Below are 22,310 nucleotides of genomic sequence, written 5' to 3'. Positions count from 1 at the left end.
CCGTGCAGGACGGCGGCCCCAGGCGACGTCAGCCCTTGACGCCCGTGGTCGCGATGCCCTCCACGAAGTGCCGCTGGGCGAGGAAGAACAGGACGATCATCGGGATTGTCGTGATCACGCTGGCGGTGACGATGATCTCCCAGTGCCAGTTCCCGCCGAACCCGAACTGGTCGAGCATCGCCTTCAGACCGCGCGGGACCGTGAAGGTGTCGGAGTCCCGCAGATAGATCAGCGGAGCCATCAGGTTGGTCCACGAGGCCTGGAACTCGAAGATCATCGTGACGATCAACGCCGGTTTGCACAGCGGCATCGCAACCTTGTAGAAGATCCCCCAGTTGTTCGCCCCGTCCACCTTCGCGGCGTCGAACAGGTCCCTCGGCAGGCCGAGGAAGAACTGGCGCAGCAGGAAGATGTAGAAGGCGCTCCCGAAGAGGTTCTGCGCCCACAGCGGGGTCAGCGTCCCGACCTGCCCGAGCTGGTTCCAGATCAAGAATACCGGGACCATGGTGACAGCGCCCGGCAGCATCATCGTGGCCAGGACCACGCCGAACAGCGGGCCGCGGCCCCTGAACCGGAAGTACGAGAAGCCCCAGGCCACCATCGCGCTCGAGATCGTCACGGCGGTCGCGGCCAGCACGGTCACCAGCACGGTGTTGAAGATCCACAGCGCCAGCGGGGCCTCCTGCCACACCCGGACGTAGTTCTCCAGGACGAAGGTCTCCGGGATGATCTTGTTGTCGAAGACCTCACCACGCGGCTTGAACGAGGCGCTGACCAGCCAGACGAACGGGTAGATGAAGATCAGCGTGAAGGCGCTCAGCAGGATCCCGATGAGGACCTTGAGCCACATCGGGCGCTTGGAGCGATCGGGCCGGTGCTGCAGGTGCGCGGGGAGCGCAGCCTTCTCGGCGGCCTCCAGCCGCGCGCCGGTGCCGGTCTCCGTCGAGGTCATTTCTGCTCTCCCTCGTAGTAGACCAGGCGTTTGCTGACGACGAACTGCACCGCGGTGATCGCCATGATGATCACGAACAGCAGCCAGGCCAGCGCCGAGGCGTACCCCATCTGCAGGAACTCGAAGGCCTGCTGGAAGAGGTAGATCGCGTAGAACAGCGCGCCCTCGTTCGCGTAGTCGGTCCCGAAGAAGGCCGTGTAAGCCTCGGTGAAGGTCTGGAAGCCGGCGATCGTGTTGACCACCACCAAGAAGAAGATGGTGCCGCTGACCATCGGCACGGTGATCCGGGTGGTGCGATGCCAGAAGTTCGCGCCGTCCACCTTGGCCTGGTCGTACATCTCGGCGGGCACGTTGCGCAGAGCGGCCAACAGGATGATGACGGTGGAGCCCACGGACCACAGGCTCATCATGATCAGCGCGGGCTTGACCCAGTCCTGGTCGGTGGTCCAGTTGGGGCCGTTGACGCCGAAGAAGCCGAGGACCTCGTTGATCAGGCCGTTGTTGCCGTTGAACAGCAGCAGCAGCATGATGCCCACGGCCACGGGCGGGGTCATGTTGGGCAGGTAGAACGCCGTGCGGAAGAAGCCGGCGGCGCGACCGGCCTCGTTGAGCAGCATCGCCAGCGCCAACGAGAACAGGATCTGCAACGGCACCAGGATCACGGTGTAGAACGTCGTGTTCCACAGCGCCGACCGCACCTTGGGGTCCTCCATGAGCCGGCGGTAGTTGTCCAGCCCGATGAACTCGGGGTCGTTGATCACATCGTAGTCGGTGAAGGACAGGTACCCGCTGTAGAAGATCGGCCACAGCGTGAACACGACCGCTCCGACGAGCCACGGACTGATGAAGAGCAGGGCGGCGCGCAGGTTGCGTCGTTCCTTCTTGCGCAGCCCCGGGCGTTTCCGGTCGGTGCCGGAAACGCCCCGGGTGCTCGACTGGGTGGAGCTCACGCTGCTCAGCCTTCTTCGTCCCAGACCGCCCAGGCCTCGTCGAGGGCTGCCTGCGCCTCTTCATGAGCCTTGTCCAGGGCGTCCTGCGGGCTCTGCTGCCCGCTGAGGACCGAGTTGACCGCGTCTTCCCACGCGGATTTGAACTGCGCGTCGGCCGGGCTGGCGTTGTAGTTGAACGCGTAGTCGTTCGCGTTGTACATCGCCTCGATGCCGGCGTCCCACACCTCGCTGCCGGTGGGCTCGACCATCTCGTAGATCTCCTGGTCGGCCACCTCGTTGCCGGTGAGCAGGCCGGTGAAGATCCCGCCGTCCTCCTCGCGCAGCTGGATCCGGTTCTCGGCGGCCGCGATCCAGGTGTCGACCTCGGTCATGCTCCGGGCGAACCGGCAGGCTGCCTCGGGGTTGTCGCTGTCCGCCGGGATGGCCCAGGCACTGCCGCCGGCGTAGGCGATCGGCTCGCCGTCCTTCCCGCGGTAGGCGTCGAAGGCGAGCGGCACGTCGGGAGTGACGTCGTTGAGGACGTTGAGGTACCACTGCTCCATCGGCATCGCGCCGAGCGTGTCGCTGGCGAACTGGTTGCCCTCGCCGAAGAAGTCCGCCGAGTCCCGCAGCGCCTTGACGGCCCCGAAGCCGCCCTGGGCCTCGTAGATGCCGACGGCGTACTCGAGGGCCTCGACCACGGCCGGGTCGTTGAGCTGGGAGGTCCGGGAGTCCTCGGAGATGAGATCCACGCCGTTGGACCGGGCCCACAGCGGGAAGAACTCGGGGAGCTTGGAGTCGTAACCGATGACGCTGAGGTCGCCGCCCTCGGTCTGGGTAAGCGCCTCGTTGGCGCTGCTGAGCGCCTCCCAGTCCGATCCGTTGACGTCCTCGACCGTCAGCCCGGCCTGGTCGAGCAGCTCCGAGTTGGCGTAGGTGATCTGGACGGTGTTGAACTCCGGGATGGCGTAGACGGTGCCGTCGAACGTCACCTGGTTCATCGCGTTGTCCTTGAAGTCATCGATGGCGATGCCCTCGCCCTCGATGCACTCGGTGAGCGGCATGATCGCGCCGCGCGAGGCGAAGGAACCGATCTCCTCCCGGGCGGCGTAGACGATGTCCGGCGGGTTGCCGGAGGCCACCGACGTGAGGAACTGCTGGATGTCGAGGGCGCCCTCGACGTGGTTGATGGTGACGTCCTGCCCGAGGGCTTCCTTGGCGATGTCGAAGCGCGAGGTCGCCACGTCGTCGCCCAGGCCGAAGCCCATGATCTGCAGCTCGCCGGACAGCTCGGCGCCGGCGTCGAAAGCCGATCCCTCAGCGCCGTTGCCGTTCCCGTTCTGGCCACCGCCGACGTCGTCGGGGTCTTGCGAGGCGCCTTCCGCGCAGGCCGCCAGGGTCAGGCACGCCGCGATCGCGACGGCCCCGGCCCGTGTGGTTCGAGTGCTCATGAACCTCTCCTTCGAAGTGATGAGGGCGTGCCGGTCGGCACATCGGCATGGTGCGGTTCTCGCGCACCCGGCCTCCGGACGCTCGGTCGTCCCGGTCAAGGTTTGCGTCGTCGGACCCCCTCGATCGCCGATGCGGGGCGGCGCCGCCGATGGCTCCGTCGCCGTGTATGAGAACGTACCCACACGTGGTGGGTCCGTCAACGCCGCCGACCTAACGATCTGGCGACAGCCTCCGGCCCGGCCGGAGCCGCTCGGACCGGCCGAACCTATCCGGGCTCGTGCGCGCGGGCGATCGTTACGGCCTCGGTCAGCCCGGAGAGCGGCGAGCTGAGGACGTCGGCGCCTCCGCCGTCGCCCGCCTCGTCCAGGGCGGCCGCCATGGACGCCTGAGCCAGGACGACGACGTCGCAGCGGTCGGCCAGCTCGGCCACCGCGGCGCGGATCAGCTCCTCGTGTCTCGTGAGCTCGCCGGCGGCCCGTGCTGCGGCTGCGCCTTCGACCACGGTGGCCTCGATGGAGATCTCCTCGCCGGACCGGTCCACCTCGGCCTCCAGCAGTCGCCGCGTGGGGCCGAGAGTGGTGCTCAGGGTGGCGAGCACGGCGACGCGCCCCCGCCCGGCCGCAGCGGTCTCGACGGCCCGCACCGCCATCGGCCTGTCGACCCGCAGGACGGGGATGTCGGACCGGTCGGCGGCGACGTCCGCGCACTCGCCGATCGAGGAGCAGGTGACCAGGACGGCGTCCGCGCCCTGCCCGGCGAGGTAGCCGACGTGCGCGGTGGTGCGTGCGCTGAGGTCCTCGGTGACGCCGTCCTCGATGGCTGCGGCGAGCAAGGACGAGTCGACGACGTGGAGCAGCTGGACGTCCGGGCCGATCTCCTTGGCGAGTCTTTCGAAGCTGTCGGCGAGGGCGGGCGCGGTGTGCACGAGCCCGAGGGTGATGCGCTCGGTCATGGTTCCCTCCAGGGTCGGGCGTAGCGGTCGACGGCGGCGACCAGTCGTTCGAGGCGGGGCACCGAGACCTCTTGCAGCCGGGCGGGGACGTCCGGTGCGCCGACGACGTCGCTCCACAGGGCACGACCGGCCAGGAAGCCGCTGGCGCCGGCCTGGCACGCGGCGGTCACGGCACCGAGGTAGTTCTCCCTGTCGACCCCCTGGGAGAGCACCACCCACGGCCCGGTGATGGACCGGTCGAGCCGGCCGCAGGCAGCTCGCAGCTCCGCGGGGGTGCCGCGGCCCTGGCGCGGTACCTGGACCTTGTACAGGCTCTGCCCGAGGCCGGACAGCTCCTCGGCGGCCTCCCGGATGGCGGTGTCGAGATCCCAGGTCCCGGCTTCCAGCTCCGCGGGGGTGGCGCGCACGACCGGTTCGAGCACGCTGAGCACCCCCAGCCGCCGCGCGGCGGCCACGAACTCCCGCGCCAGGTCGACGCGCCGGGTACGCCGGTCGTCCCGGCGCCAGATGATCAGCAGCTTGATCGCGGCCACCGGCTCCAGGTCGAGCTCCGGGGCGACGACGACGTCGTCCAGGGCGGTCTCCTCGACGGGGCCGCCGGGGTGCTGCTCGAGGGCGTCCGCGGCCAGGATGAGCCCCGTGTCGGGCGGCAGCACCTGGTCGTCCCGCACGGTCTCGAAGCCGTAGTGCCGGTCGATGAGGAAGCCGGAGGCCAGCGGGCCCAGGGCGCGGGCGACGGCGACCTTGAAGTCCACGAGGCGCGCGTCGTCGACCCGCCCGGCGCCCGCCTCGTCGAACATCGCACGCAGGCTCTCACGCTGGTCCATGGCCACCATGGCCAGGGTGCCGGCGGGACGAGCGATCGGGTCGAGGTCGATCGGTGGGTCGGTCATGGTCCTCCTTGGCTCGCGGCACGGACGAACAGGTCGTAGAGCGGCTCGTAGGTCGGGTCCGGTCCCTGCGCCACGGGCCCGCCGGGCAGCATGGGCGCCTGGGCCAGCCCGGCCCGGTGGGCGGCGAGCAGCGCGGCGCCGGCGGCGACGGGCTCGCCGACGTGGACGGCGCGCAGCCGGGCCGGGCCGACGGCGGCCTTCGTCGCCAGCCAGGGCGTCCCGGGACCGGCCGCGGAACCGAGCACGTGCACGTGACCGTCGGCCGGGTCCTCGGCGGCGAGCCGCGCCTGCTCCTCGTGCATCCAGCGTGCGTGCAGGCTCAGGCCGTCCAGGAGGGCGCGGGCGCCGCCGACGACGTCGTGGTCGGCGGGCTCACCGAGGATGCGTAGGTGGGCCGACGGGTCCGGGCGCGGGGTCTGCCGGCCGCTGAGATACGGCAGCACGAGCAGGCTGGCGGACGGGGCGCCGCGCTTGGCGGCTCGATCGAACAGCTCGGCGAGGTCGTGGCCGTCGGCCATGTGCTCGGCCCACCACGCCACCATGGCACCCGCGCTGGAGGCCCCGGCGAGCAGTGCCTCGTGCTCGCCGTCGACGGTGCGTACGAGGCTCATCCCGGCGTCCGCCGCCGACACCGGGTCGACGGGTGCGCGGAGCACCCGCACGAGGGCCTCGGCGGTCCCGACCGAGTCCGCCACCTGTCCCGGCTCCCGGACCCCGCCGGCCCAGGCGCCCACCGGATGGTCGTGCCCGGACACGATCACGGGCGTCCCGACCGGCAGGCCGGAGGCCAACGGCGCTCCGGGACGGACGCCGCCGGCCACCTGGCCGGGAGGGGCGACCTCGGCAAGTTTGTCCGGTGTGAGGCCCACCTCGGCGAGGAGGTCGGCGTCGAACGACGGCGGGAGGCCGGCCCCGGGCGCGGGGAGGCGGTAGGCCATGGTGCGGCCGGCGAGGGTGTGGTCGGTGACGAGCCGTCCGGTCAGTCCGAGCGCGACGAGGTCCGCGACGCCGGCCCACCGGTGCATGGTGGCCCATCGGTCCGGCTCGTGCTCACGCAGGTGGGCCCAGGTCGCCAGGGGCACCTTGCCGCTCGGTCGCACCCCCGTGGCGCGGACGAGCTCCTCGCGCCCGAGCCTCGCGCTGAGCCGTTCGGCCTGCTGCTGCGCCCGTTGCGGGTCCCACCGGACCACCTCCCCCAGCGGTCGGTCGTCGGCGTCGAGGGGGACTCCGCTCTCGGCCATCGACGCGATCCCGACGCACCGCGGCGGCGTCTCGGACCAGGCGGTCATCGACTCGAGCAGCCGTCCGGCGGTGCTGAGCAGGGCGGCGCCGTCGCGCGGGGTGGGGCGGCTCTCCACGGCCCGCACGCGTGGTTCGGGGTCGGCGTCGATCTCGACCAGCGCGACCTTGAGGTTCGTGCTGCCGATGTCCAGGCCCAGGGCGAGCATGGGGCCAGTCTGTGCGTGGTCGAACAGTCTGGCAACAGGATGTTCGTGCATTGACAGAGTTCGCCGACACTGCTTCGCTGGTTGGCGTGCGCTACGCGTCCGCCCCGCTGCGTCGCGAGGAGCTCTTGCGGCGCCTGGCCGAGAGCGGCTACGTCTCCTCCCAGCACCTGGCCGCGGCGATGGGTGTCTCCGAGATGACCATCCGGAGGGATCTGCTACGGCTGGAGAACGAGGGCGCCGTGGAACGCGTGCTGGGCGGGGCGCTCCTGCCGGACTCCGGCGGCGCCCCCTTCGAGCAGCGCGACGCCAGCAGCACCCGGGCCAAGCGGGCGGTGGCCGCGGCGACGCTGCCGGTGATCGAGGGCGCCCGGACGCTGGCCCTCGACGCCGGGACCACCGTCGCGGCGATCACGCCCTCGCTCCCGGCCGGCATCACCGTGGCCACGCACTCCCTGCCGGTGCTCACCGGGTGCGCCGGTCGGCCGGACGTCGAGCTCATCGCGCTGGGCGGGAGCTACGAGCACAGCACCCGCAGCTTCACCGGCCCGCAGGCCCGGCGGGCGCTCGGCGACCTCGCGGCCGACGTCGTGCTGCTCGCCGCGACCGCCTACGGGCCCGACGGCCTCTACTGCGCCAACGCTCGCGACGCCGAGATCAAGCAGGCCATGCTCGCCGTCGCCCGTCGTGCGGTGCTCATGGTGGACGGGACGAAGCTGCAGAGCCGGGCACCCATCCGGTTCGCCGCGCTGGACCAGATCGACGTCATCGTGACGGACGAGTCCCCGCCTTGGCTGGACGGGCTGGGCGGGCCCGACGGGCACCGACCGGACCTGGTGCTCACCGAGGTCGGTAGGGATGACGCCGGTGCCGGCACCGGTGCCGGCGCGGCACGACCCGCGTGATCGTCCCGCGCCTCGGCGCAGCTCGGATGGCGCGTGCCATCCCTCAGTGCTGGTGGGCCGCCGTGGCGAGCTCGCGCAGGGTTGACACCTCGGCGGCCGCGTCCTCGGCCTTGTAGACGGCCGAGCCGGCGACGAACACGTTGGCGCCCGCGTCCGAGGCGCGTTCGATCGTCTCCTGGGAGATGCCGCCGTCGACCTGGACCCACACGTCGAGTCCTGCTTCCTCGACGGCCGCCCGCGTGCGGGTGATCTTGGGCAACGTCCCGTCGATGAAGGACTGGCCCCCGAATCCGGGCTCGACCGTCATGACGAGGATCATGTCGAACTCCGACAACAGGTCCAGGTAGGGCTCCACCGGCGAGGCCGGCCGCAGCGCCAGACCGGCCCGCGCCCCCTGGCGGCGCAGCTCGCGGGCGAGCCGCACCGGCGCGGCGGCCGCCTCGGCGTGCACGGTCACCGACGCGCAGCCCGCCTCGGCGTAGGCCACGGCCCACCGGTCAGGCTCCTCGATCATCAGGTGGGCATCCACCGGCACGTCCGTCGCCCGCAGGATCGACTCGATCACGGGCAGGCCGAGCGTGAGGTTCGGGACGAAGTGGTTGTCCATCACGTCCACGTGGACGTAGTCGGCCCCCGAGATCTTCGCGAGTTCGCCGCGCAGGTCGGAGAAGTCGGAGTTCAGGATGCTGGGGGCGATCAGGATGCTCACCGGACCAATGTATCCAGCGTTCCCCTCCCCGCTCTCGCCGGCGGTGCCCTCCGCGCGCCCCGTCAGGTCCGGCGCAGCAACGCCAGGAACATCGCATCGGTCCCGTGCCGGTGCGGCCACAGCTGTGCGTAGGGGCCGGACAGGAGGGGATCCGTCCGTGACACCCCGCGCAGGATCTCGGCGGCGTCGAGCACCTCGACGTCGTCCCGGCGGCGCAGGGTGTCGTCGACGACCAGCTGCGTCTCGGCGATGTGCGGCGAGCAGGTCACGTAGGCAACCACTCCCCCGGCTCGGGTGGCGTCGAGCGCCGCTGCCAGGAGCTCGCGCTGCAGCGTACCCAGGGGTGCCAGGTCCGCCGGTGTCCTGCGCCATCGAGCCTCCGGGCGGCGTCGGAGCGCGCCGAGCCCGGTGCAGGGTGCGTCGACGAGCACCCGGTCGAACCGGCCCGGAGCCTCGAGCTCGCGACCGTCACCGACGCGGATCTCGACCGTGCCTGCCGGGATCGCCGCGACCGCGCCGCGCACTAGGCCGGCACGGTGCGGGGCGACCTCGTTCGCGAGCAGCTCTGTGCCGCGCTGGTGCGCCAGCGCACCGAGCAGGGCCGCCTTGCCGCCAGGCCCGGCGCACAGGTCCAGCCACGCCGTGTCGGCCGCACCACCGTCCACCGCTGGACCGGCGAGCGGCGCTTCGGCGAGAGCGAGCGTCACGAGCTGGGAGCCCTCGTCCTGCACGCCGGCCGCCGCGCGGGCCACCGCACCCAGCCGGCCCGGATCGCCGGAGCCCGGGATGAGCGCGTAGGGCGACCATCGACCCGGTTCGGGCTCCCTCGACTCCCGGGCGCACTCGGCCGCCAGGTCTGCTACCTCGACGAGTCCCGGCCGTGCCACCAGCGCGACCGGCGCGGGGACGTTGTCGGCCGCCAGGAGATCGGCGAGCTCGGCGTCGGCGCCGGCGGGCTCGGTGCCGTCGGCGATCAGGCTCTGCCGCAGCGCGCGGGTGATCCACTCGGGGTGCGACTCGGTCACGGACAGACGGGCCACCGGGTCGGTGCCATCCGGGTCGGTCTCCTCCACCAGGCGCTCGAGCCAGGCCTCCGGAGCGGTCCGCGACACCGTCCGCAGCACGCCGTTGACCATCCCGGTCGGCGCGGGGCCGGCGACCTCCCGGGTCAGCGCAACCGTCTCGGAGACCGCCGCGTGCACCGGCACCCGCATCCCGAGGATCTGGTGGGTGCCCAGCCGCAGCAGCTCGAGGACCTCGGGGTCGAGCGAGCTCAGGGCGCGGTCGCGGGTGCAGCGGCTCAGCACGGCGTCGTAGCGAGCCCGCAGCCGGAGCGTGCCGTAGGTCAGCTCGGTGGCGAAGGCGGCATCGCGTCCGGTGATGCCGCGCTCGCGCAGGAGGCCCGGGAGGACGAGGTTGGCGTAGGCGTCGGACTCGGCGACCCGGCGGAGGACCTCGTAGGCCGCGAGCCGCGCCGCGTCGGGTGCGGGCCCGCCAGCCCCGCTCCGCGGGCCCGTCCCCCTGGTCCGCCCGCTGCCGTCACGCTGCCCACGACTCATGCCGCTCCGTCCGCGGCGCCGAGGACGAGGCCGTCGTCGAGGCGCGCGCCACGGGCCCAGGCGTCGGCCGGCATCCAGCTGCGCCCCGCCGGTGCGACCTCGCCCAGCTCGACGGCCGTCGAGCCTGTGCCCACCAGCATCTCGTGCCGACCGGCACGGACCTCGCCGGGCCTGAGGTCCGTCACGTCGGGTCTCGGGATCACCGGTCCCAGCTTGAGGCGGGCGCCGTCGGGCATCGTCGTCCACGCACCCGGCGCGGGGGTGCAGCCGCGGACCAGCCGGTCCACCGCCAGGGCGGGGTCGGTCCACCGGACCGCCGCCTCGGCCACATCCAGCTTGGGCGCGTGGCTGAGGCCGTCGGCCGGCTGCGGGCGCGGGTCGGCGGTGCCGGCGGCGAGGGCGTCGAGGACCGCGACCAGGAGCGGGGCCCCCGACTCGGCGAGCCTGCCGAGGAGGTCGCCGGCCGTGTCCCGGGGGCGCACGGCCTCGGTGACGGTGCCGTACACCGGGCCGGTGTCCAGGCCGGCCTCGAGCTGGAAGGCGCTCGCGCCGGTGATCTGGTCACCCGCGATGATGGCGCGCTGGACGGGTGCTGCACCCCGCCACGCCGGGAGCAACGAGAAGTGCAGGTTGACCCAGCCGTGGGCGGGGACGGTCAGGAGATCGGCCGGTACCAGGCCGCCGTAGGCGACCACGGGCGCGGCATCCAGCTCGAGGTCGGCGAGCCGTTCGGCGATCCCGTCCTCCTTGAGGCTGCGCGGAGTGAGGACCTCGATGCCCTCCGCCCGGGCCACCTCGGCGACAGGGCTCGGGTGGAGGGTGCGGCCGCGACCGCGCCGGGCGTCAGGCCGGGTCAGCACTGCGACCGTCTCGTGGTCGGAGGCGAGCAGGGCCCGCAGGCTGGGCAGGGCGACCTCGGGGGTCCCGGCGAAGAGAAGACGCACGGGGGAAGTCTAGGCGGCGCGGAGCAGCCCGAGGCGCTGCAGATCCCCGCGGAGCCGGTCGGCGCCGGTGAAGTGCAACGCGGTGAATCCGACGGATGCGGCGCCGCACACGTTCGGTTCGGAGTCGTCCACGAACACGGCCCTCGCGGGGTCGACGCCGAGGCGGTCGACGACGATCCGGAAGATCGCGGGGTCCGGCTTGACGAGCCCCTCGCGCCCCGAGACCACGACCTCCTCGAGGAGGTCGATGACCGGCGCGGCGACCGCGGCGTGGTGAAAGGTCTCCGCCGACCAGTTCGTCAGGCCGAGGAGCCGCACCCCGGCGGCGGCCAGCTCCTCGACGATCTCGGTCGTGCCGGGGACCGGTCCGGTCAGGGCGCCCGCGAAGTTCTCGTAGTACCGCGTCACCGTCTCGCCGTGCGCCGGATCGACGGCGGCGGCCCGGGCCGCCGCGTCCGTGGCGGTCGTCCCGGCGTCCACCGAGTGGTTGAGCGCCGGGAAGTCGACGGCGACGGAGAACGCCTCCCACTCGGTTCGGCTCACTCGGTCGGCGACCGCCAGGTAGGGATCCCACCCGACGAGAACCTGCCCCAGGTCGAGCACCACGGTGTCATATCGATTCGTCACCGTCCGAGAGTCTAGGCGACTCGGCTCGCCGCACGGCCCTGGATCGACCCTGGCCCTCGGTGGCAAAGCGCCCTTCCGCCCGGGGGTGAGACGACCGTGCGTGCCGCCCGGACGGCCCGGCGCGCCCGGGTTTGGTCACCGATGGCACGACGACGTCCCGCGAGCGCTCTTGAGTGAGATTGCTAGTTATCCCTATGCTCTGATCAAAACCAGTCGTGATCGAGCACTTCGCGGGGTTACCGTCTGGGCACCTGGTGAGGCGAGCGGTGACGCTCGGCTCGCGACCCGAAGGAGAGACCATGAAGCGCAACCGACCGATGATGATCGGAGCCGTCGCCGCGAGTGTTTCGGTGCTCGCGGCCTGCGGCGGCGGCCCGACCGCCGGGAGCACCGATTCCCTGGACCTCTGGCTGCCGACGCTGGGCGAGAACACCGACGCGGCGGCCTGGGACCCGATCCTCGAGGGCTTCGAGCAGGAGCACGATGTGGACGTCAACGTGCGCATCATCCCGTGGGCCAACTACGAGGAGGCGTACCTGACGGGTATCTCCGGTGGCGAGGGGCCGGACGTCGGCTACATGTACACCGAGATGATGGGCGACTACCTGGCGCAGGACGCCATCGTCCCGTTCGGCGAGTACCTCGCCGAGGCGGACACGCCCGAGTACCTCTACCTCGACCAGGGCGTCGTCAACGGTGAGCAGGTGGCCATGCCGTTCGTCGTCGGCGGCGCGCGAGTCCTCTACTACAACAAGGATCTTCTCGCAGAGGCCGGCGTCGAGCAGCCGCCGTCGACCTGGGAGGAGTTCCTGGACGCGTCCGAGCAGCTCCAGGCCGCCGGCATCACGCCCCTGCAGGAACCCTGGGGCGGCCATCGGGGCATGCTCAACGAGAGCTACTTCCCGCTGTTGTGGCAGGCCGGCGGGGAGCTGTTCACCGAGGACGGCTCGGCGACCGCCTTCAACTCGCCGGAGGGCCTCGAGGCGGCGGAGTTCCTGATGCAGCTCCGCGAGACCGGTGCCATGTCGGAGGCGGTGACGAGCCTCGTCCCAGAGGATGTCGAGTCGGCCTTCGTCGGTGGAGAGACGGCGTTCCTCTTCGGCGCCGACGCCGGGTACCCGACGTTCGACGAGGGCGACTTCGAGCTGGGGCTCGTCGACAGCCTGGAGCACGAGACCTCCGGGACGTTCGTGGCCAGTGACTCCCTGGTAGTCCTGGAGAAGTGCCCGGACAAGCAGCTGTGCACCGACCTGGCCGTGTATCTCACGTCGCCGGCGCAGATGGAGCAGATCCACGAGTTCGCGCCGTACCCGCCGATCAGCGCCGAGGAGGAGTACCTCGCCGCGCCGGAGTTCCGGGACGTCTACGCGCAGACCGAGATGTTGCACAACCTCCCGATCGTGGCGGGGAGCACCGCCGTCTACAACTCCCTGTTCACGAACCTGCAGCAGATGCTGCTGGGACAGAAGACGCCCGAACAAGCGCTCTCGGACGCCGCTGACGAAGGAGACCGCGCGCTGGCGAACGCGCAGGGCTGACCGCGATGACGACAAGACTTATGACCTGGCGCACCCGTGGGTCTGGCGCGCCCGCCGACGGCGCCGCACCGCCGGGGGCAACCGCCGTGCGACCAGATCGACCGCCTTCGTTCGCCGGCCTGTGGTACATCGCCCCCAGCCTGACCATCCTCCTCGTGGTCGTCGTGGTCCCGATCCTGATGTCGGCGTACTACAGCCTGACGGACTACTCGCTGCTCGGGTCTCCAGGATGGGTCGGGGCGGAGAACTACCTCGATCTCGTCGCGGACGCCGGCTTCCGGCGAGCGCTCTGGCAGACGTTCGTCTACACGGCCATCTCCGTACCGCTCCAGACGGGCCTGGCGCTCGTCATCGCGGCAGTGATCGCCCGCCGGACCCGCAACCGGTTCGGCGCCTTCGTCCGATCGGCGCTCTTCATCCCGGTCATCGCGTCGATGGTCATCGCCGGGAGCGTGTGGCGCTACCTGCTCGGCACCGAGCACGGGCTCGTGAACACCATCCTGGGGCTCGTGGGGATCGACGCCGTGAACTGGCTCGGTCGACCCGGCACGGCACTGGTCGTCGTCGCGCTCGTGACCGTGTGGAAGAACGTCGGCTACTTCCTGGTGATCTACTACGCGGGCATGCTCGACATTCCCGAGGACCTGTACGAGGCGTCCTCGCTGGACGGCGCGGGCGGCATCCGCCAGTTCTGGAACATCACCGTGCCGTCGTTGCGGCCCGTGACCCTCCTGGTCGTCATCCTCGGCACCATCTGGTCGTTCCAGGTCTTCGACCTGGTCTACACGATGACGGGCGGCGGGCCCGGAGGCGGGACGATCACGCTGGTCCTCGCGATCTACAACTCGGCCTTCGAGAACCTGCAGATGGGTTACGCCTCCGCGATGGCCATGGTTCTTTTCGTCGTCGTCCTCATCGTCTCGCTCGCTCAGCGCGCACTGGTGAACCGGAAGTAGGAGGGCCCATGCTCAAGAGATCCGTCGGCCTTGCCACGAACGGGTTGCTGCTGGTGCTGGTCGTGGTGGCGCTGCTGCCCTTCCTGTTCATGGTCGTGACCGGCATCCAGCGCTCCGAGGCCGTGTCGCTCGCCTTCGACCCGGACCGGTTGCAGCTGGACAACTTCGTGCGCCTGTTCACCGACTACGGGTTCGGTCGCGCCCTGATCACCAGCTCGATCGTGGTGGTGCTCGCCTGCACGGTGAACCTCGTCGTCAGCTCGCTCGCCGCATTCGCCTTCGCGAAGAAGCGCTTCCCGGGGTCGGAGGCGCTCTTCTGGATCTACATCGCGACGATGATGGTGCCCGTCCAGGTGACGATCATCCCGCTCTTCGTCATCGTCCGGGACCTCGGGCTGCTCAACACGCACCTGGTCCTGATCCTGCCGATCATCAACGCCTTCGGGGTCTTCCTGATCCGGCAGTTCATGTCGAGCGTGCCCGACGAGCTCCTCGAGGCCGCGCGGATCGACGGCGCCAGCGACCGGCGCATCTTCGTCCTGATCGTGCTGCCGCTGATCCGCCCCGTGCTCGTGGCCCTGACGGTCTTCACGTTCATCACCGCGTGGAACGACTTCCTGTGGCCCCTGGTGACCACCTCGGACGGGTCCATGCAGACCATCACGCTGGCCGCGGCGCGGCTCCAGGGCCGGTTCGTGACCGAGTACGGCCTGGTCATGGCCGGTGCGACCGTCTCCTTCGTGGTCCCGTTCCTCATTTATGTCCTGCTCCAACGACAGTTCGTCCAGGGTGTCGCCTCGGTCGGACTGAAGGGATGACGACGTGTTCCCCTCACCCGCCTCCGCCCGGCCGGACTGGACCTTCCTGACGGTCGACTCCCTGGAGAAGGTCTTCGCCGACGAACGCCCCCGCGGTGCCCGCGCCGACGTTCCCCTCGCCGGCTTCCTCGGCGAGACCGTGTCGGGCCAGATCGCCTTCCTGCCACCTGCCGCCGACAACCTGCGAGCGGTGCCGCCCCTGCGTGTCCACGCCGAAGGAACCCTGGCCGGGCTCGTCACCTTCAGCACCGTTGAGCTGGTCCCGGCCACGCTCCTCGCCTTCGACGGCCATGACGACGGGTACCTGCGCGACACCCCCGGCCTCTACCCCGACCTGCTGCGGCCGCTCGGCGCCGGGGACACGATCCCGCCGGCGATCGGCTACTGGCGCGCGATCTGGTTCGACGTCCGGGTGGACGACGCGACGTCGGCGGGCCGGCACGACCTCGCCGTCGTGGTGTCGGACGCCGAGAGCGGCCAGGTCCTGCACCGTGCGGAGCTCCCCGTGACGATCCACCCCGCGGAGCTGCCCGAGCTGGACATCGTCAACACGCACTGGCTCCACGCCGACTGCCTCGCCGACCACTACGACGTCGAGGCGTTCGGCGAGGAGCACTGGCGCATCCTGGACCACTACGTCGGCGCCGCTGCGCAGATGCGGGTGAACTCCGTCCTGACCCCGACCTGGACCCCGCCGCTCGACACGGCGGTCGGGCACACCCGCACACCGGTGCAGCTGATCGAGATCTCCGACGACGGCGGCGGCTACCGGTTCGGGTTCGACCGGCTGGCGAAGTGGCTGCGGATGTGCGAGCGGCACGGGATCCGGGGTCTGGAGATCGCGCACCTGTTCACGCAGTGGGGTGCCCGCGCCACCCCGGCGATCTACGTCGAGACGCCGTCCGGCACCGAGCAGCGTTTCGGCTGGCACGTTCCGGCCACCGACCCGAGCTACCGCGCGCTCATGGAACGGCTGCTGCCAGAGCTCCGGCGATACCTCGAGGAGCACTGGGACGGCGACGTCGTCTTCCACATCAGCGACGAGCCGCATGCGGACATGGTCGAGGACTACCGCGGTGCGCGTGCCGTCGTGGAGGATCTGCTGCACGGTGCCACGGTCGCCGACGCTCTCAGCGACTTCACCTTCGTGAGTGACGGGCTGGTGCACAACCCCATCGTGGCCACCGACCACGTCGGACCGTTCCTCCGGGCGGGGATGACACCGTGGGTGTACTACTGCGTCTCCCAGCATCGCGACGTGGCCAACCGCTTCATCGGCATGCCCTCCCTGCGCAACCGTGTGCTGGGTCGCCAGCTGTTCGTGGCGCAGGCGTCAGGATTCCTGCACTGGGGGTTCAACTTCTGGTTGGCACAGGACTCCACCCGTGCCGTCGACCCGTTCCAGGACACCTGCGGGGGCGGCGCCTTCCCGGCCGGCGATCCCTTCATCGTCTACCCGGGCGTGGACGGCACACCGCTGCTGTCGCTGCGCCACCGGGTCTTCGCCCAGGCGATGGACGACCACCGGGCGCTGCAGCTGCTCCGCGACCTCACCGACGCGGCCACCGCTCGCTCCTACGTCGACCAGGGCGGTGCACTGACGTACGACTCCTTCAGCTACGACCCGGAGCATTACCTGGAATCTCGCCGAGCGGTCGACGCCCGCATCCTCGACGAGCTCGGACTCGGCGGGTAGGCCGAGTCAGGCCCCGCCTCACCACAGGTCCGTCGGGTCCACCCGGACCCGCACCGCGCCGGGCTCCTTGCGCGCGCTGCGCACCCCCGCCGCCCGGGCCAGCCCTCGGGTCAGCTCGGCACCGTGCCGTCGATCGGTGCGCACGAGTGCCCGAACCTGCTCCTCACCGGGCAGCTGCGACGCCTCGCCGGCCACCTCCACGGGCCCCAGCACTTCCATCCCCGGCACGTCACCGAGGTGGGTGAGCAGGGAACGCACCGCCGAGCGGCCGCCCTGCAGCGCGGCCAGTCGTACGGCCGGCGGGAACGCGAGCTCGGCCCGCTCGGCGAGCTCGCGCTCGGCGAAGCCTGCCGGGTCCCACCGCACGAGAGCCTGCGCCGGCACCTGGGCGGGCTTGCCCAGCAGCATCACGGTGCCGCCGTCGCCGGCGCCCCGCACGAGTGCCGCCGCGCCGAACCAGCGGCGCAGCGCCTCCGCCGAGGCCCACAGCTCGGGCCGGGAGGTCGTCGCCCCGGCGTCGAGGAGCAGTGCGGCGGCATAGCCCGCCTGGGCCACCGGTTCCGCGCCGGGCGTGGCCACCACCAGGCGTGGCGTGTCGTCCACCGTCTCCACGACGCCGTGCGAGGCGGACGCGCCCGAGACGACGACCGGCACGGACGGGAACGCCCGCCCGAGCTCCTCGGCGGTCCGGCTGGAACCCACCCGGACGGAGCGCAGCGCCGTCCCCCCGCACTCGGGGCACGCCCAGTCGACGGCGTGGCGACCGCACCACCCGCACGCCGGCGCCGAGCCCGCCCCCTCGAGCCGCAGCGGACCGTGACAGGTGGCGCATCGGGCGGGCTCGCGGCACCGTGCGCAGGCGACGGCCGGCAGGTACCCGCCGCGGGCGACCTGGACGAGCACCGGACCCCGGCCCAGGCCGTCGCGCACCGTCTCCCACGCCGGCCGCGGGATGCGGGCGGCGGCCGCGGGGCCCTCACGGGCCAGGTCGACGTCGGTGGGCGCCACGACCCGTGGAGCTGCGGCGCGCACGGCCGGGCGGGGTGCCTGCACGGCTCGTGCCCAGCCCTGCTCGACGAGGAGCTGGGCCTCGACCGTGCGGGCGTACCCGGCCACCAGCAGCGCGGCGTCCTCGAGGTCCGCCCGCATCGCGAGGACCTGGCGGATGTGCGGGTACGGGGCGTGCGGCTCCTGCAGCCGGTCGTCGCCGTCGTCGACCACGACGGCGAGCCCCAGGTCGTGCACCGGTGCGAACGCCGCCGCACGGGTTCCGACCACGACGCGCACCTCCCCCAGCAGCACACGCAGGAAGCTGCGGTAGCGGCGAGCGGGCCCGTCGTCGGCCACCAGCCGCGCCACTTGTTCCTCCGGGAGCAGCTCCCGCAGGGCGGCGACGACCTCGTCGACCTGGCGGGTGGTCGGCACGACGACGAGGACGCCGCGTCCCGAGGTGAGCGTGGCCTGCGCCGCCTGGGCGAGGGAACCGGTCAATGGGCCGGGCAGCGACGTCCAGACGGCCCGGGGGCTCTCCCCGGCGGCCAGGTGGTGCAAGAAGGCCGGACCGCCGGTGTACGGGGCCCAGGCCTCACCGCCGGGTGCGGGGACCGCTGGTGTCACGAACGACTGGTGCTTGTCGAGGACGGACTTCTCCGTCGTCGCGTGCCGGGGCGGCACGGCGAGCCGGACGACGTCCATCAGCATGCCGGCGTAGCGGTCGGCGACCGCACGGCACAGCCTCAGCACGGGAGGTGAGAGCACCGGGACGGGCGAGGACGCGCGCCGCACGGGGGTCAGGGTGCCGCGGTGGTCGGTCTCGGTCCGCCGCTCGAGCACGAACGCCTGCCGGTCCTGACCGGCGAAGCGCACCCGCACCCTGGCCCCGGGCACCGCGTTCGCGGCGAGCTCCGGCGGGACGCGGTAGTCGAACGGCCGGTCGAGGTGCGGCAGCGGGACGTCGACCAGGACCCGCGCCACCGGGTCGCTCACGCCGCCGCCGTCGACCGCCTTGTCCGGGGTCGGGAGCTCGAGCAGCGCGCCCTGCTCCGGCTGGTCGGCCATGCGGGCGGCTCAGCGGGAGGCGGCGGCGCGCAGGTCGTCGACCCGGTCGGTGCGCTCCCAGGTGAACTCGGGCAGCTCGCGGCCGAAGTGCCCGTAGGCGGCGGTGTGCCGGTAGATCGGACGGATCAGGTCCAGGTCTCGCACGATCGCCGCCGGGCGCAGGTCGAAGACCTCCCGCACCGCCGAGACGATCCGCTCGGGCGGCACGGTCTCGGTCCCGAACGTCTCGACGAAGAGCCCCACCGGGTGCGCCCGACCGATCGCGTAGGCCACCTGCACCTCGCAGCGGTGCGCCAGCCCGGCCGCGACCACGTTCTTGGCCACCCACCGCATCGCGTAGGAGCCGGACCGGTCGACCTTCGAGGGGTCCTTGCCCGAGAACGCCCCGCCACCGTGACGGGCCATGCCGCCGTAGGTGTCGACGATGACCTTCCGCCCGGTCAGGCCGGCGTCACCCATCGGGCCGCCGACCACGAACTGGCCGGTCGGGTTGACCAGCAGCTGGAAGTCGGTGGTCCGCAGCTCGATCTCGGCGGCCTCGAGCACCGGCATGACGACCTCGCCACGGATGGCATGGGCGAGCATGTCCTGACGGACCCACTCGTCGTGCTGCGTCGAGACGACCACGGTGTCCAACGACACGGCCTGCTCACCGTCGTAGCCGATCGTCACCTGCGTCTTGCCGTCCGGCCGGAGACCGGCCACCACACCCTCCTTGCGCACCAGCGCCAGCCGCTCGGCCAGGCGGTGGGCCAGGAAGATCGGCAGCGGCATCAGCTCCGCGGTGTCCTCGCACGCGTACCCGAACATCAGACCCTGGTCGCCCGCGCCCTGACGGTCCAGCGCATCGTGGTAGCCCGCACCGGTGCGCTTCTCCTCCGAGTCGGTCACACCGGTAGCGATGTCCGGGGACTGCTGGCCGATGGAGACCTCCACGCCGCACGAGGACCCGTCGAACCCGATCGCGGAGGAGGTGTAGCCGATCCGACGGACCTCTTCGCGGACCAGCTGCGGGATCTCGACGTACGCCTCGGTGGTGACCTCGCCGGCCACGTGCACGAGCCCGGTCGTCACCATCGTCTCGACCGCGACGCGGGCGGCCCGGTCCCGCTCGAGGATGGCGTCCAGGATCGCGTCGGAGATACGGTCGCAGACCTTGTCGGGATGACCCTCGGTCACCGACTCGGACGTGAACTGGCGCAGCACGGAGGAACCGGACGACGGCGTAGAACTCACCGGTCGATCGTACTGGCCTGCCGCAACCGTTCGACGACGCTCGTCCACAGGGCGTCGGCGACCTCGGTCTTCGTGCCGGCGGCCCGGGCGACCACCTCGCCTGCGCGGTCGAGGACGGTCACGTCGTTGGGGACGTCGCCGAAGCCCTGCGTGGCGCCGACCTGGTTGACGGCGAGCAGGTCGGCGCCCTTGCGGCGCGCCTTGTCCCGCCCGTGACTCAGGGCGTCACCGGTGCCGTCACCCGTCTCGGCGGCGAAGCCGACCACGAGCTGACCGGGCCGCAGCCGGTCCGCGGCCAGCTCGGCGAGGATGTCGGGGTTGGTGGTGAGCCTGATGGGCTCCGGCTCTGCGGTCGACCCGTCCCCGGCGGGGGCCTTCTTGATCTTGTGCTCGGAGCGTCCGGCGGGTCGGAAGTCGGCGACGGCCGCGGCCATGACGACGGCGTCGGCACCGGCCGCGGCGGCGCGGACGGCCTCCCGCAGCTCGAGGGTGGTCTCGACGCGGTGCACGGTGACGGCGGGGTCCTCGGGCAGGAGCGAGTCCGCCACATTGGCGGCGACGAGGGTCACCCGGGCGCCGCGGCGGGCGGCGGACTCGGCGAGGGCGACGCCCTGCCGTCCGGAGGACCGGTTGCCGAGGAAGCGGACCGGGTCGAGCGGCTCACGGGTGCCGCCGGCGGAGACGACGACGTGCCGCCCGGCGAGGTCTGTCCGGGCGGTGCGAGCCTCGGTACGCGGCGCGTCCTCGAGCAGCTCGAGAGCGGCGGCGGCGACGGCTTCGGGCTCCGGCAGCCGCCCGGGTCCCGAGTCGGCGCCGGTGAGGCGGCCCTCGTCAGGATCGAGCACGTGGACGCCACGCTCGCGCAGCGTCGCGACGTTCGCCACGGTGGCCGGGTGCTGCCACATCTCGGTGTGCATCGCCGGGGCGATCAGCACGGGGCAGCGCACCGTCAGCAGCGTCGCGGTGAGCAGGTCGTCCGCCATGCCCGCGGCCGCCTTGGCGAGCAGGTTCGCCGTTGCCGGGGCGACGACCACCAGGTCGGCGCTCCGGCCCAGTGCGACGTGGTCGACCTCCTCGGCGCCCGAGAAGACGTCCGTACGCACCGGCTCTCCGGAGAGTGCCTCCCAGGTCGGTCGCCCGACGAACTGCAGCGCCGACGGCGTGGGCACGACGCGGACGCGGTGCCCGTCCTCCTTCAGCAGCCGCAGCAGGAGCGCGGCCTTGTAGGCGGCGATGCCGCCGGTGACCCCGAGGAGGATCCGGGGCACCTGCGTCACTCCTCGATGGGCGTGACGGTGAGCATGCCCTCGGTGATCTCGCGCATGGCGATCGAAAGGGGCTTGTCCTCCTGCGCGGCCGGGACGAGCGGTCCGACGAACTCGAGCAGGCCCTCCTGCAGCTGCGCGTTGTAGGTGTTGATCTGGCGCGCACGCTTCGCCGAGTAGATGACGAGGGCGTACTTCGAGTCGACCCTCGTGAGCAGCTCGTCGATGGGCGGATCGGTGATGCCCTCGGGGGCGGCGACGGTTCCGTACACAGTGACCTTCTCCAGGCTGGGGGTTCTCGCGGGCGCGCAGCCCACGGGCATGCAGTGCCTCAGTCTACCCGCTGGGTCACGCCCATGAGGCTGAGGACCTCGTCCGTGGCGCGTGCCACGTCGTCGTTGACGACGACGTGGTCGAACTCCCCCGCCGCGGCCAGCTCGCCGCGGGCCGTGACGAGCCGGCGTTCGCGCTCGGCCGGGCTCTCGGTGCCGCGGCCGGTCAGGCGACGCACGAGCTCCTCCCACGACGGTGGAGCGAGGAAGACGAACCGGGCGTCCGGCATCGCGCGGCGCACCTGCCGGGCACCCTGCAGGTCCACCTCGAGGAAGACGGGGCGTCCGGCGGCCAGCTCGCGCTCGACCGGCGCACGCAGCGTGCCGTAGCGGTGCTTGCCGTGCACCACGGCCCACTCGAGCATCTGCCCGCCCGCGACGAGCTCGTCGAACGTCTCCGGGCTGAGGAAGTAGTAGTGCACGCCGTCGATCTCGGTGGGCCGCGGCGGCCGGGTGGTGGCGCTGACCGAGATCCACACGTCCGGGGCGCGGCCGCGCATCTCCGTCATGATCGTGCCCTTGCCGACGGCGGTCGGGCCCGACAGGACGGTCAGCCGGGCGTGGGCCTCAGGGCTGCCGGGTGCCGCGCTCGTCATCCCGCCATCCTGCCAGGTCCCTCGGCGGTGCCGGAAAGCCGCCGGACGGAGCGCGGCCCGCCGGTGCTCAGCCGAACCGCTCGACCAGCGCGGCGCTCTGGTGCGGGCCCAGGCCCCGCACGCGGCGTGCCTCGGAGATCCCGATGTCGGCCATCACCGAGCGCGCGGTCGCCTTTCCCACACCCGGGAGCGACTCCAGCAGCGAGACGACCCGCAGCTTGCTCAGCGCCTCGTCCGACTTCGCCTGCTCGAGGACCTCCGAGAGCGACACCTGGGAGTACTTCAGCTTGTTCTTCACCTCTGCGCGGGTGGCGCGCGCGGCAGCAGCCTTCGCCAGGGCGTCGGCTCGTTGCTCAGGGGTCAACGGCGGGAGGGGCACGTCGGTCACCTCGTCAGCTCACGGATGTGCGATGCCTGGACGTTAGCGGTCAGCGGGGGTCGGGGCAAC

At 71.8% G+C, this 22,310-nt stretch carries 21 protein-coding genes; 5 read left to right on the top strand and 16 right to left on the bottom strand.

The genetic code is table 11. The annotated features are described in order from the left end of the window. Positions 1 to 28: 28 nt before the first annotated feature. From ABD907_RS10670 to ABD907_RS10645, 6 genes are all read right to left on the bottom strand, one after another. The gene (locus ABD907_RS10670) at positions 29 to 952 is read right to left on the bottom strand and encodes a carbohydrate ABC transporter permease (protein ID WP_345216240.1); all 924 of its coding nucleotides are present in this window, start codon (positions 950 to 952) and stop codon (positions 29 to 31) included. Then, positions 949 to 1,902 (bottom strand): carbohydrate ABC transporter permease, encoded by a 954-nt coding sequence (locus tag ABD907_RS10665; RefSeq protein ID WP_345216239.1) that lies wholly within the window; start codon positions 1,900 to 1,902, stop codon positions 949 to 951. Before ABD907_RS10665 ends, ABD907_RS10670 begins: the two co-directional genes overlap by 4 nt. A gap of 5 nt (positions 1,903 to 1,907) precedes the next feature. After that, the gene (locus ABD907_RS10660) at positions 1,908 to 3,332 is read right to left on the bottom strand and encodes an extracellular solute-binding protein (RefSeq protein ID WP_345216238.1); all 1,425 of its coding nucleotides are present in this window, start codon (positions 3,330 to 3,332) and stop codon (positions 1,908 to 1,910) included. 266 nt (positions 3,333 to 3,598) lie between these two features. Continuing rightward, the gene (locus ABD907_RS10655) at positions 3,599 to 4,285 is read right to left on the bottom strand and encodes an aspartate/glutamate racemase family protein (protein ID WP_345216237.1); all 687 of its coding nucleotides are present in this window, start codon (positions 4,283 to 4,285) and stop codon (positions 3,599 to 3,601) included. Next, positions 4,282 to 5,178, bottom strand: coding sequence for a hypothetical protein (locus ABD907_RS10650; protein WP_345216236.1), 897 nt, complete (start codon positions 5,176 to 5,178; stop codon positions 4,282 to 4,284). Before ABD907_RS10650 ends, ABD907_RS10655 begins: the two co-directional genes overlap by 4 nt. Beyond that, complete coding sequence (locus tag ABD907_RS10645; protein ID WP_345216235.1) at positions 5,175 to 6,626, bottom strand: FGGY-family carbohydrate kinase; 1,452 nt, start codon at positions 6,624 to 6,626, stop codon at positions 5,175 to 5,177. Before ABD907_RS10645 ends, ABD907_RS10650 begins: the two co-directional genes overlap by 4 nt. A 50-nt stretch (positions 6,627 to 6,676) precedes the next feature. Between ABD907_RS10645 and ABD907_RS10640 the strand changes: the two genes are divergently transcribed. Beyond that, on the top strand, positions 6,677 to 7,528 hold the full coding sequence (locus tag ABD907_RS10640; protein ID WP_345216234.1) for a DeoR/GlpR family DNA-binding transcription regulator: 852 nt from the start codon (positions 6,677 to 6,679) through the stop codon (positions 7,526 to 7,528). A gap of 43 nt (positions 7,529 to 7,571) precedes the next feature. Here the strand turns inward: ABD907_RS10640 and rpe are convergent, their stop codons facing one another. The 4 genes from rpe to ABD907_RS10620 form a co-directional block, all read right to left on the bottom strand. Continuing rightward, complete coding sequence (gene rpe / locus ABD907_RS10635; RefSeq protein ID WP_345216233.1) at positions 7,572 to 8,237, bottom strand: ribulose-phosphate 3-epimerase; 666 nt, start codon at positions 8,235 to 8,237, stop codon at positions 7,572 to 7,574. Positions 8,238 to 8,299: 62 nt separating this feature from the next. Beyond that, positions 8,300 to 9,796 carry an RsmB/NOP family class I SAM-dependent RNA methyltransferase gene (locus ABD907_RS10630; protein ID WP_345216232.1) on the bottom strand — a complete coding sequence of 499 codons (1,497 nt, stop codon included), beginning with the start codon at positions 9,794 to 9,796 and terminating at the stop codon, positions 8,300 to 8,302. After that, positions 9,793 to 10,740, bottom strand: a complete 948-nt coding sequence (locus tag ABD907_RS10625) for a methionyl-tRNA formyltransferase (RefSeq protein WP_345216231.1) — start codon at positions 10,738 to 10,740, stop codon at positions 9,793 to 9,795. Before ABD907_RS10625 ends, ABD907_RS10630 begins: the two co-directional genes overlap by 4 nt. 9 nt (positions 10,741 to 10,749) lie before the next feature. Next, on the bottom strand, positions 10,750 to 11,367 hold the full coding sequence (locus ABD907_RS10620) for an HAD family hydrolase (protein ID WP_345216230.1): 618 nt from the start codon (positions 11,365 to 11,367) through the stop codon (positions 10,750 to 10,752). A 299-nt stretch (positions 11,368 to 11,666) separates the two neighbouring features. On the opposite strand from ABD907_RS10620, the gene ABD907_RS10615 reads away from it, so the two are divergent. Genes ABD907_RS10615 through ABD907_RS10600 form a run of 4 tightly spaced genes read left to right on the top strand, consistent with a single transcriptional unit; the run spans position 11,667 to position 16,375 of the window. Next, the gene (locus ABD907_RS10615; protein ID WP_345216229.1) at positions 11,667 to 12,905 is read left to right on the top strand and encodes an ABC transporter substrate-binding protein; all 1,239 of its coding nucleotides are present in this window, start codon (positions 11,667 to 11,669) and stop codon (positions 12,903 to 12,905) included. A 5-nt stretch (positions 12,906 to 12,910) separates the two neighbouring features. Next, positions 12,911 to 13,861: a carbohydrate ABC transporter permease gene (locus tag ABD907_RS10610; RefSeq protein WP_345216228.1), complete on the top strand. Its 951-nt coding sequence runs from the start codon at positions 12,911 to 12,913 to the stop codon at positions 13,859 to 13,861. Between the two features lie 8 nt (positions 13,862 to 13,869). Then, positions 13,870 to 14,679, top strand: a complete 810-nt coding sequence (locus ABD907_RS10605) for a carbohydrate ABC transporter permease (RefSeq protein WP_345216227.1) — start codon at positions 13,870 to 13,872, stop codon at positions 14,677 to 14,679. Positions 14,680 to 14,683: 4 nt separating this feature from the next. Next, positions 14,684 to 16,375: a DUF4091 domain-containing protein gene (locus ABD907_RS10600; protein WP_345216226.1), complete on the top strand. Its 1,692-nt coding sequence runs from the start codon at positions 14,684 to 14,686 to the stop codon at positions 16,373 to 16,375. 18 nt (positions 16,376 to 16,393) lie between these two features. On the opposite strand, the gene ABD907_RS10595 is transcribed toward ABD907_RS10600, so the two are convergent. The 6 genes from ABD907_RS10595 to mihF form a co-directional block, all read right to left on the bottom strand. After that, entirely contained in the window at positions 16,394 to 18,433 is a 2,040-nt protein-coding gene (locus ABD907_RS10595; RefSeq protein WP_345216225.1) for a primosomal protein N', read from the bottom strand. A 9-nt stretch (positions 18,434 to 18,442) separates the two neighbouring features. Continuing rightward, positions 18,443 to 19,636: a methionine adenosyltransferase gene (gene metK, locus ABD907_RS10590; RefSeq protein ID WP_486334078.1), complete on the bottom strand. Its 1,194-nt coding sequence runs from the start codon at positions 19,634 to 19,636 to the stop codon at positions 18,443 to 18,445. A 29-nt stretch (positions 19,637 to 19,665) separates the two neighbouring features. After that, on the bottom strand, positions 19,666 to 20,937 hold the full coding sequence (gene coaBC, locus ABD907_RS10585) for a bifunctional phosphopantothenoylcysteine decarboxylase/phosphopantothenate--cysteine ligase CoaBC (protein WP_345216223.1): 1,272 nt from the start codon (positions 20,935 to 20,937) through the stop codon (positions 19,666 to 19,668). Positions 20,938 to 20,942: 5 nt separating this feature from the next. Continuing rightward, positions 20,943 to 21,206: a DNA-directed RNA polymerase subunit omega gene (gene rpoZ / locus ABD907_RS10580; protein ID WP_345216393.1), complete on the bottom strand. Its 264-nt coding sequence runs from the start codon at positions 21,204 to 21,206 to the stop codon at positions 20,943 to 20,945. 59 nt (positions 21,207 to 21,265) lie between these two features. After that, entirely contained in the window at positions 21,266 to 21,862 is a 597-nt protein-coding gene (gmk, locus tag ABD907_RS10575; protein WP_345216222.1) for a guanylate kinase, read from the bottom strand. Between the two features lie 67 nt (positions 21,863 to 21,929). Continuing rightward, a complete protein-coding gene (gene mihF, locus ABD907_RS10570) occupies positions 21,930 to 22,241 on the bottom strand; it encodes an integration host factor, actinobacterial type (protein ID WP_345216392.1) in 312 nt (103 codons plus the stop codon). Between the last annotated feature and the right edge of the window lie 69 nt (positions 22,242 to 22,310).

The sequence above is a fragment of the Georgenia halophila genome, assembly GCF_039541595.1.
The sequence above is the reverse complement of the archived record's forward strand: the minus strand, read 5'-3'. Positions and strand labels throughout refer to the sequence as shown.

Excerpts from the sequence above, each read along its gene's own strand:
- ABD907_RS10670 (WP_345216240.1), bottom strand. The coding sequence starts at position 952 with ATGACCTCGACGGAGACCGGCACCGGCGCGCGGCTGGAGGCCGCCGAG.
- ABD907_RS10660 (WP_345216238.1), bottom strand. The coding sequence starts at position 3,332 with ATGAGCACTCGAACCACACGGGCCGGGGCCGTCGCGATCGCGGCGTGC.
- ABD907_RS10655 (WP_345216237.1), bottom strand. The coding sequence starts at position 4,285 with ATGACCGAGCGCATCACCCTCGGGCTCGTGCACACCGCGCCCGCCCTC.
- ABD907_RS10650 (WP_345216236.1), bottom strand. The coding sequence starts at position 5,178 with ATGACCGACCCACCGATCGACCTCGACCCGATCGCTCGTCCCGCCGGC.
- ABD907_RS10645 (WP_345216235.1), bottom strand. The coding sequence starts at position 6,626 with ATGCTCGCCCTGGGCCTGGACATCGGCAGCACGAACCTCAAGGTCGCG.
- ABD907_RS10630 (WP_345216232.1), bottom strand. The coding sequence starts at position 9,796 with ATGAGTCGTGGGCAGCGTGACGGCAGCGGGCGGACCAGGGGGACGGGC.
- ABD907_RS10615 (WP_345216229.1), top strand. The coding sequence starts at position 11,667 with ATGAAGCGCAACCGACCGATGATGATCGGAGCCGTCGCCGCGAGTGTT.
- ABD907_RS10610 (WP_345216228.1), top strand. The coding sequence starts at position 12,911 with ATGACGACAAGACTTATGACCTGGCGCACCCGTGGGTCTGGCGCGCCC.
- ABD907_RS10605 (WP_345216227.1), top strand. The coding sequence starts at position 13,870 with ATGCTCAAGAGATCCGTCGGCCTTGCCACGAACGGGTTGCTGCTGGTG.
- ABD907_RS10595 (WP_345216225.1), bottom strand. The coding sequence starts at position 18,433 with ATGGCCGACCAGCCGGAGCAGGGCGCGCTGCTCGAGCTCCCGACCCCG.
- gmk (WP_345216222.1), bottom strand. The coding sequence starts at position 21,862 with ATGACGAGCGCGGCACCCGGCAGCCCTGAGGCCCACGCCCGGCTGACC.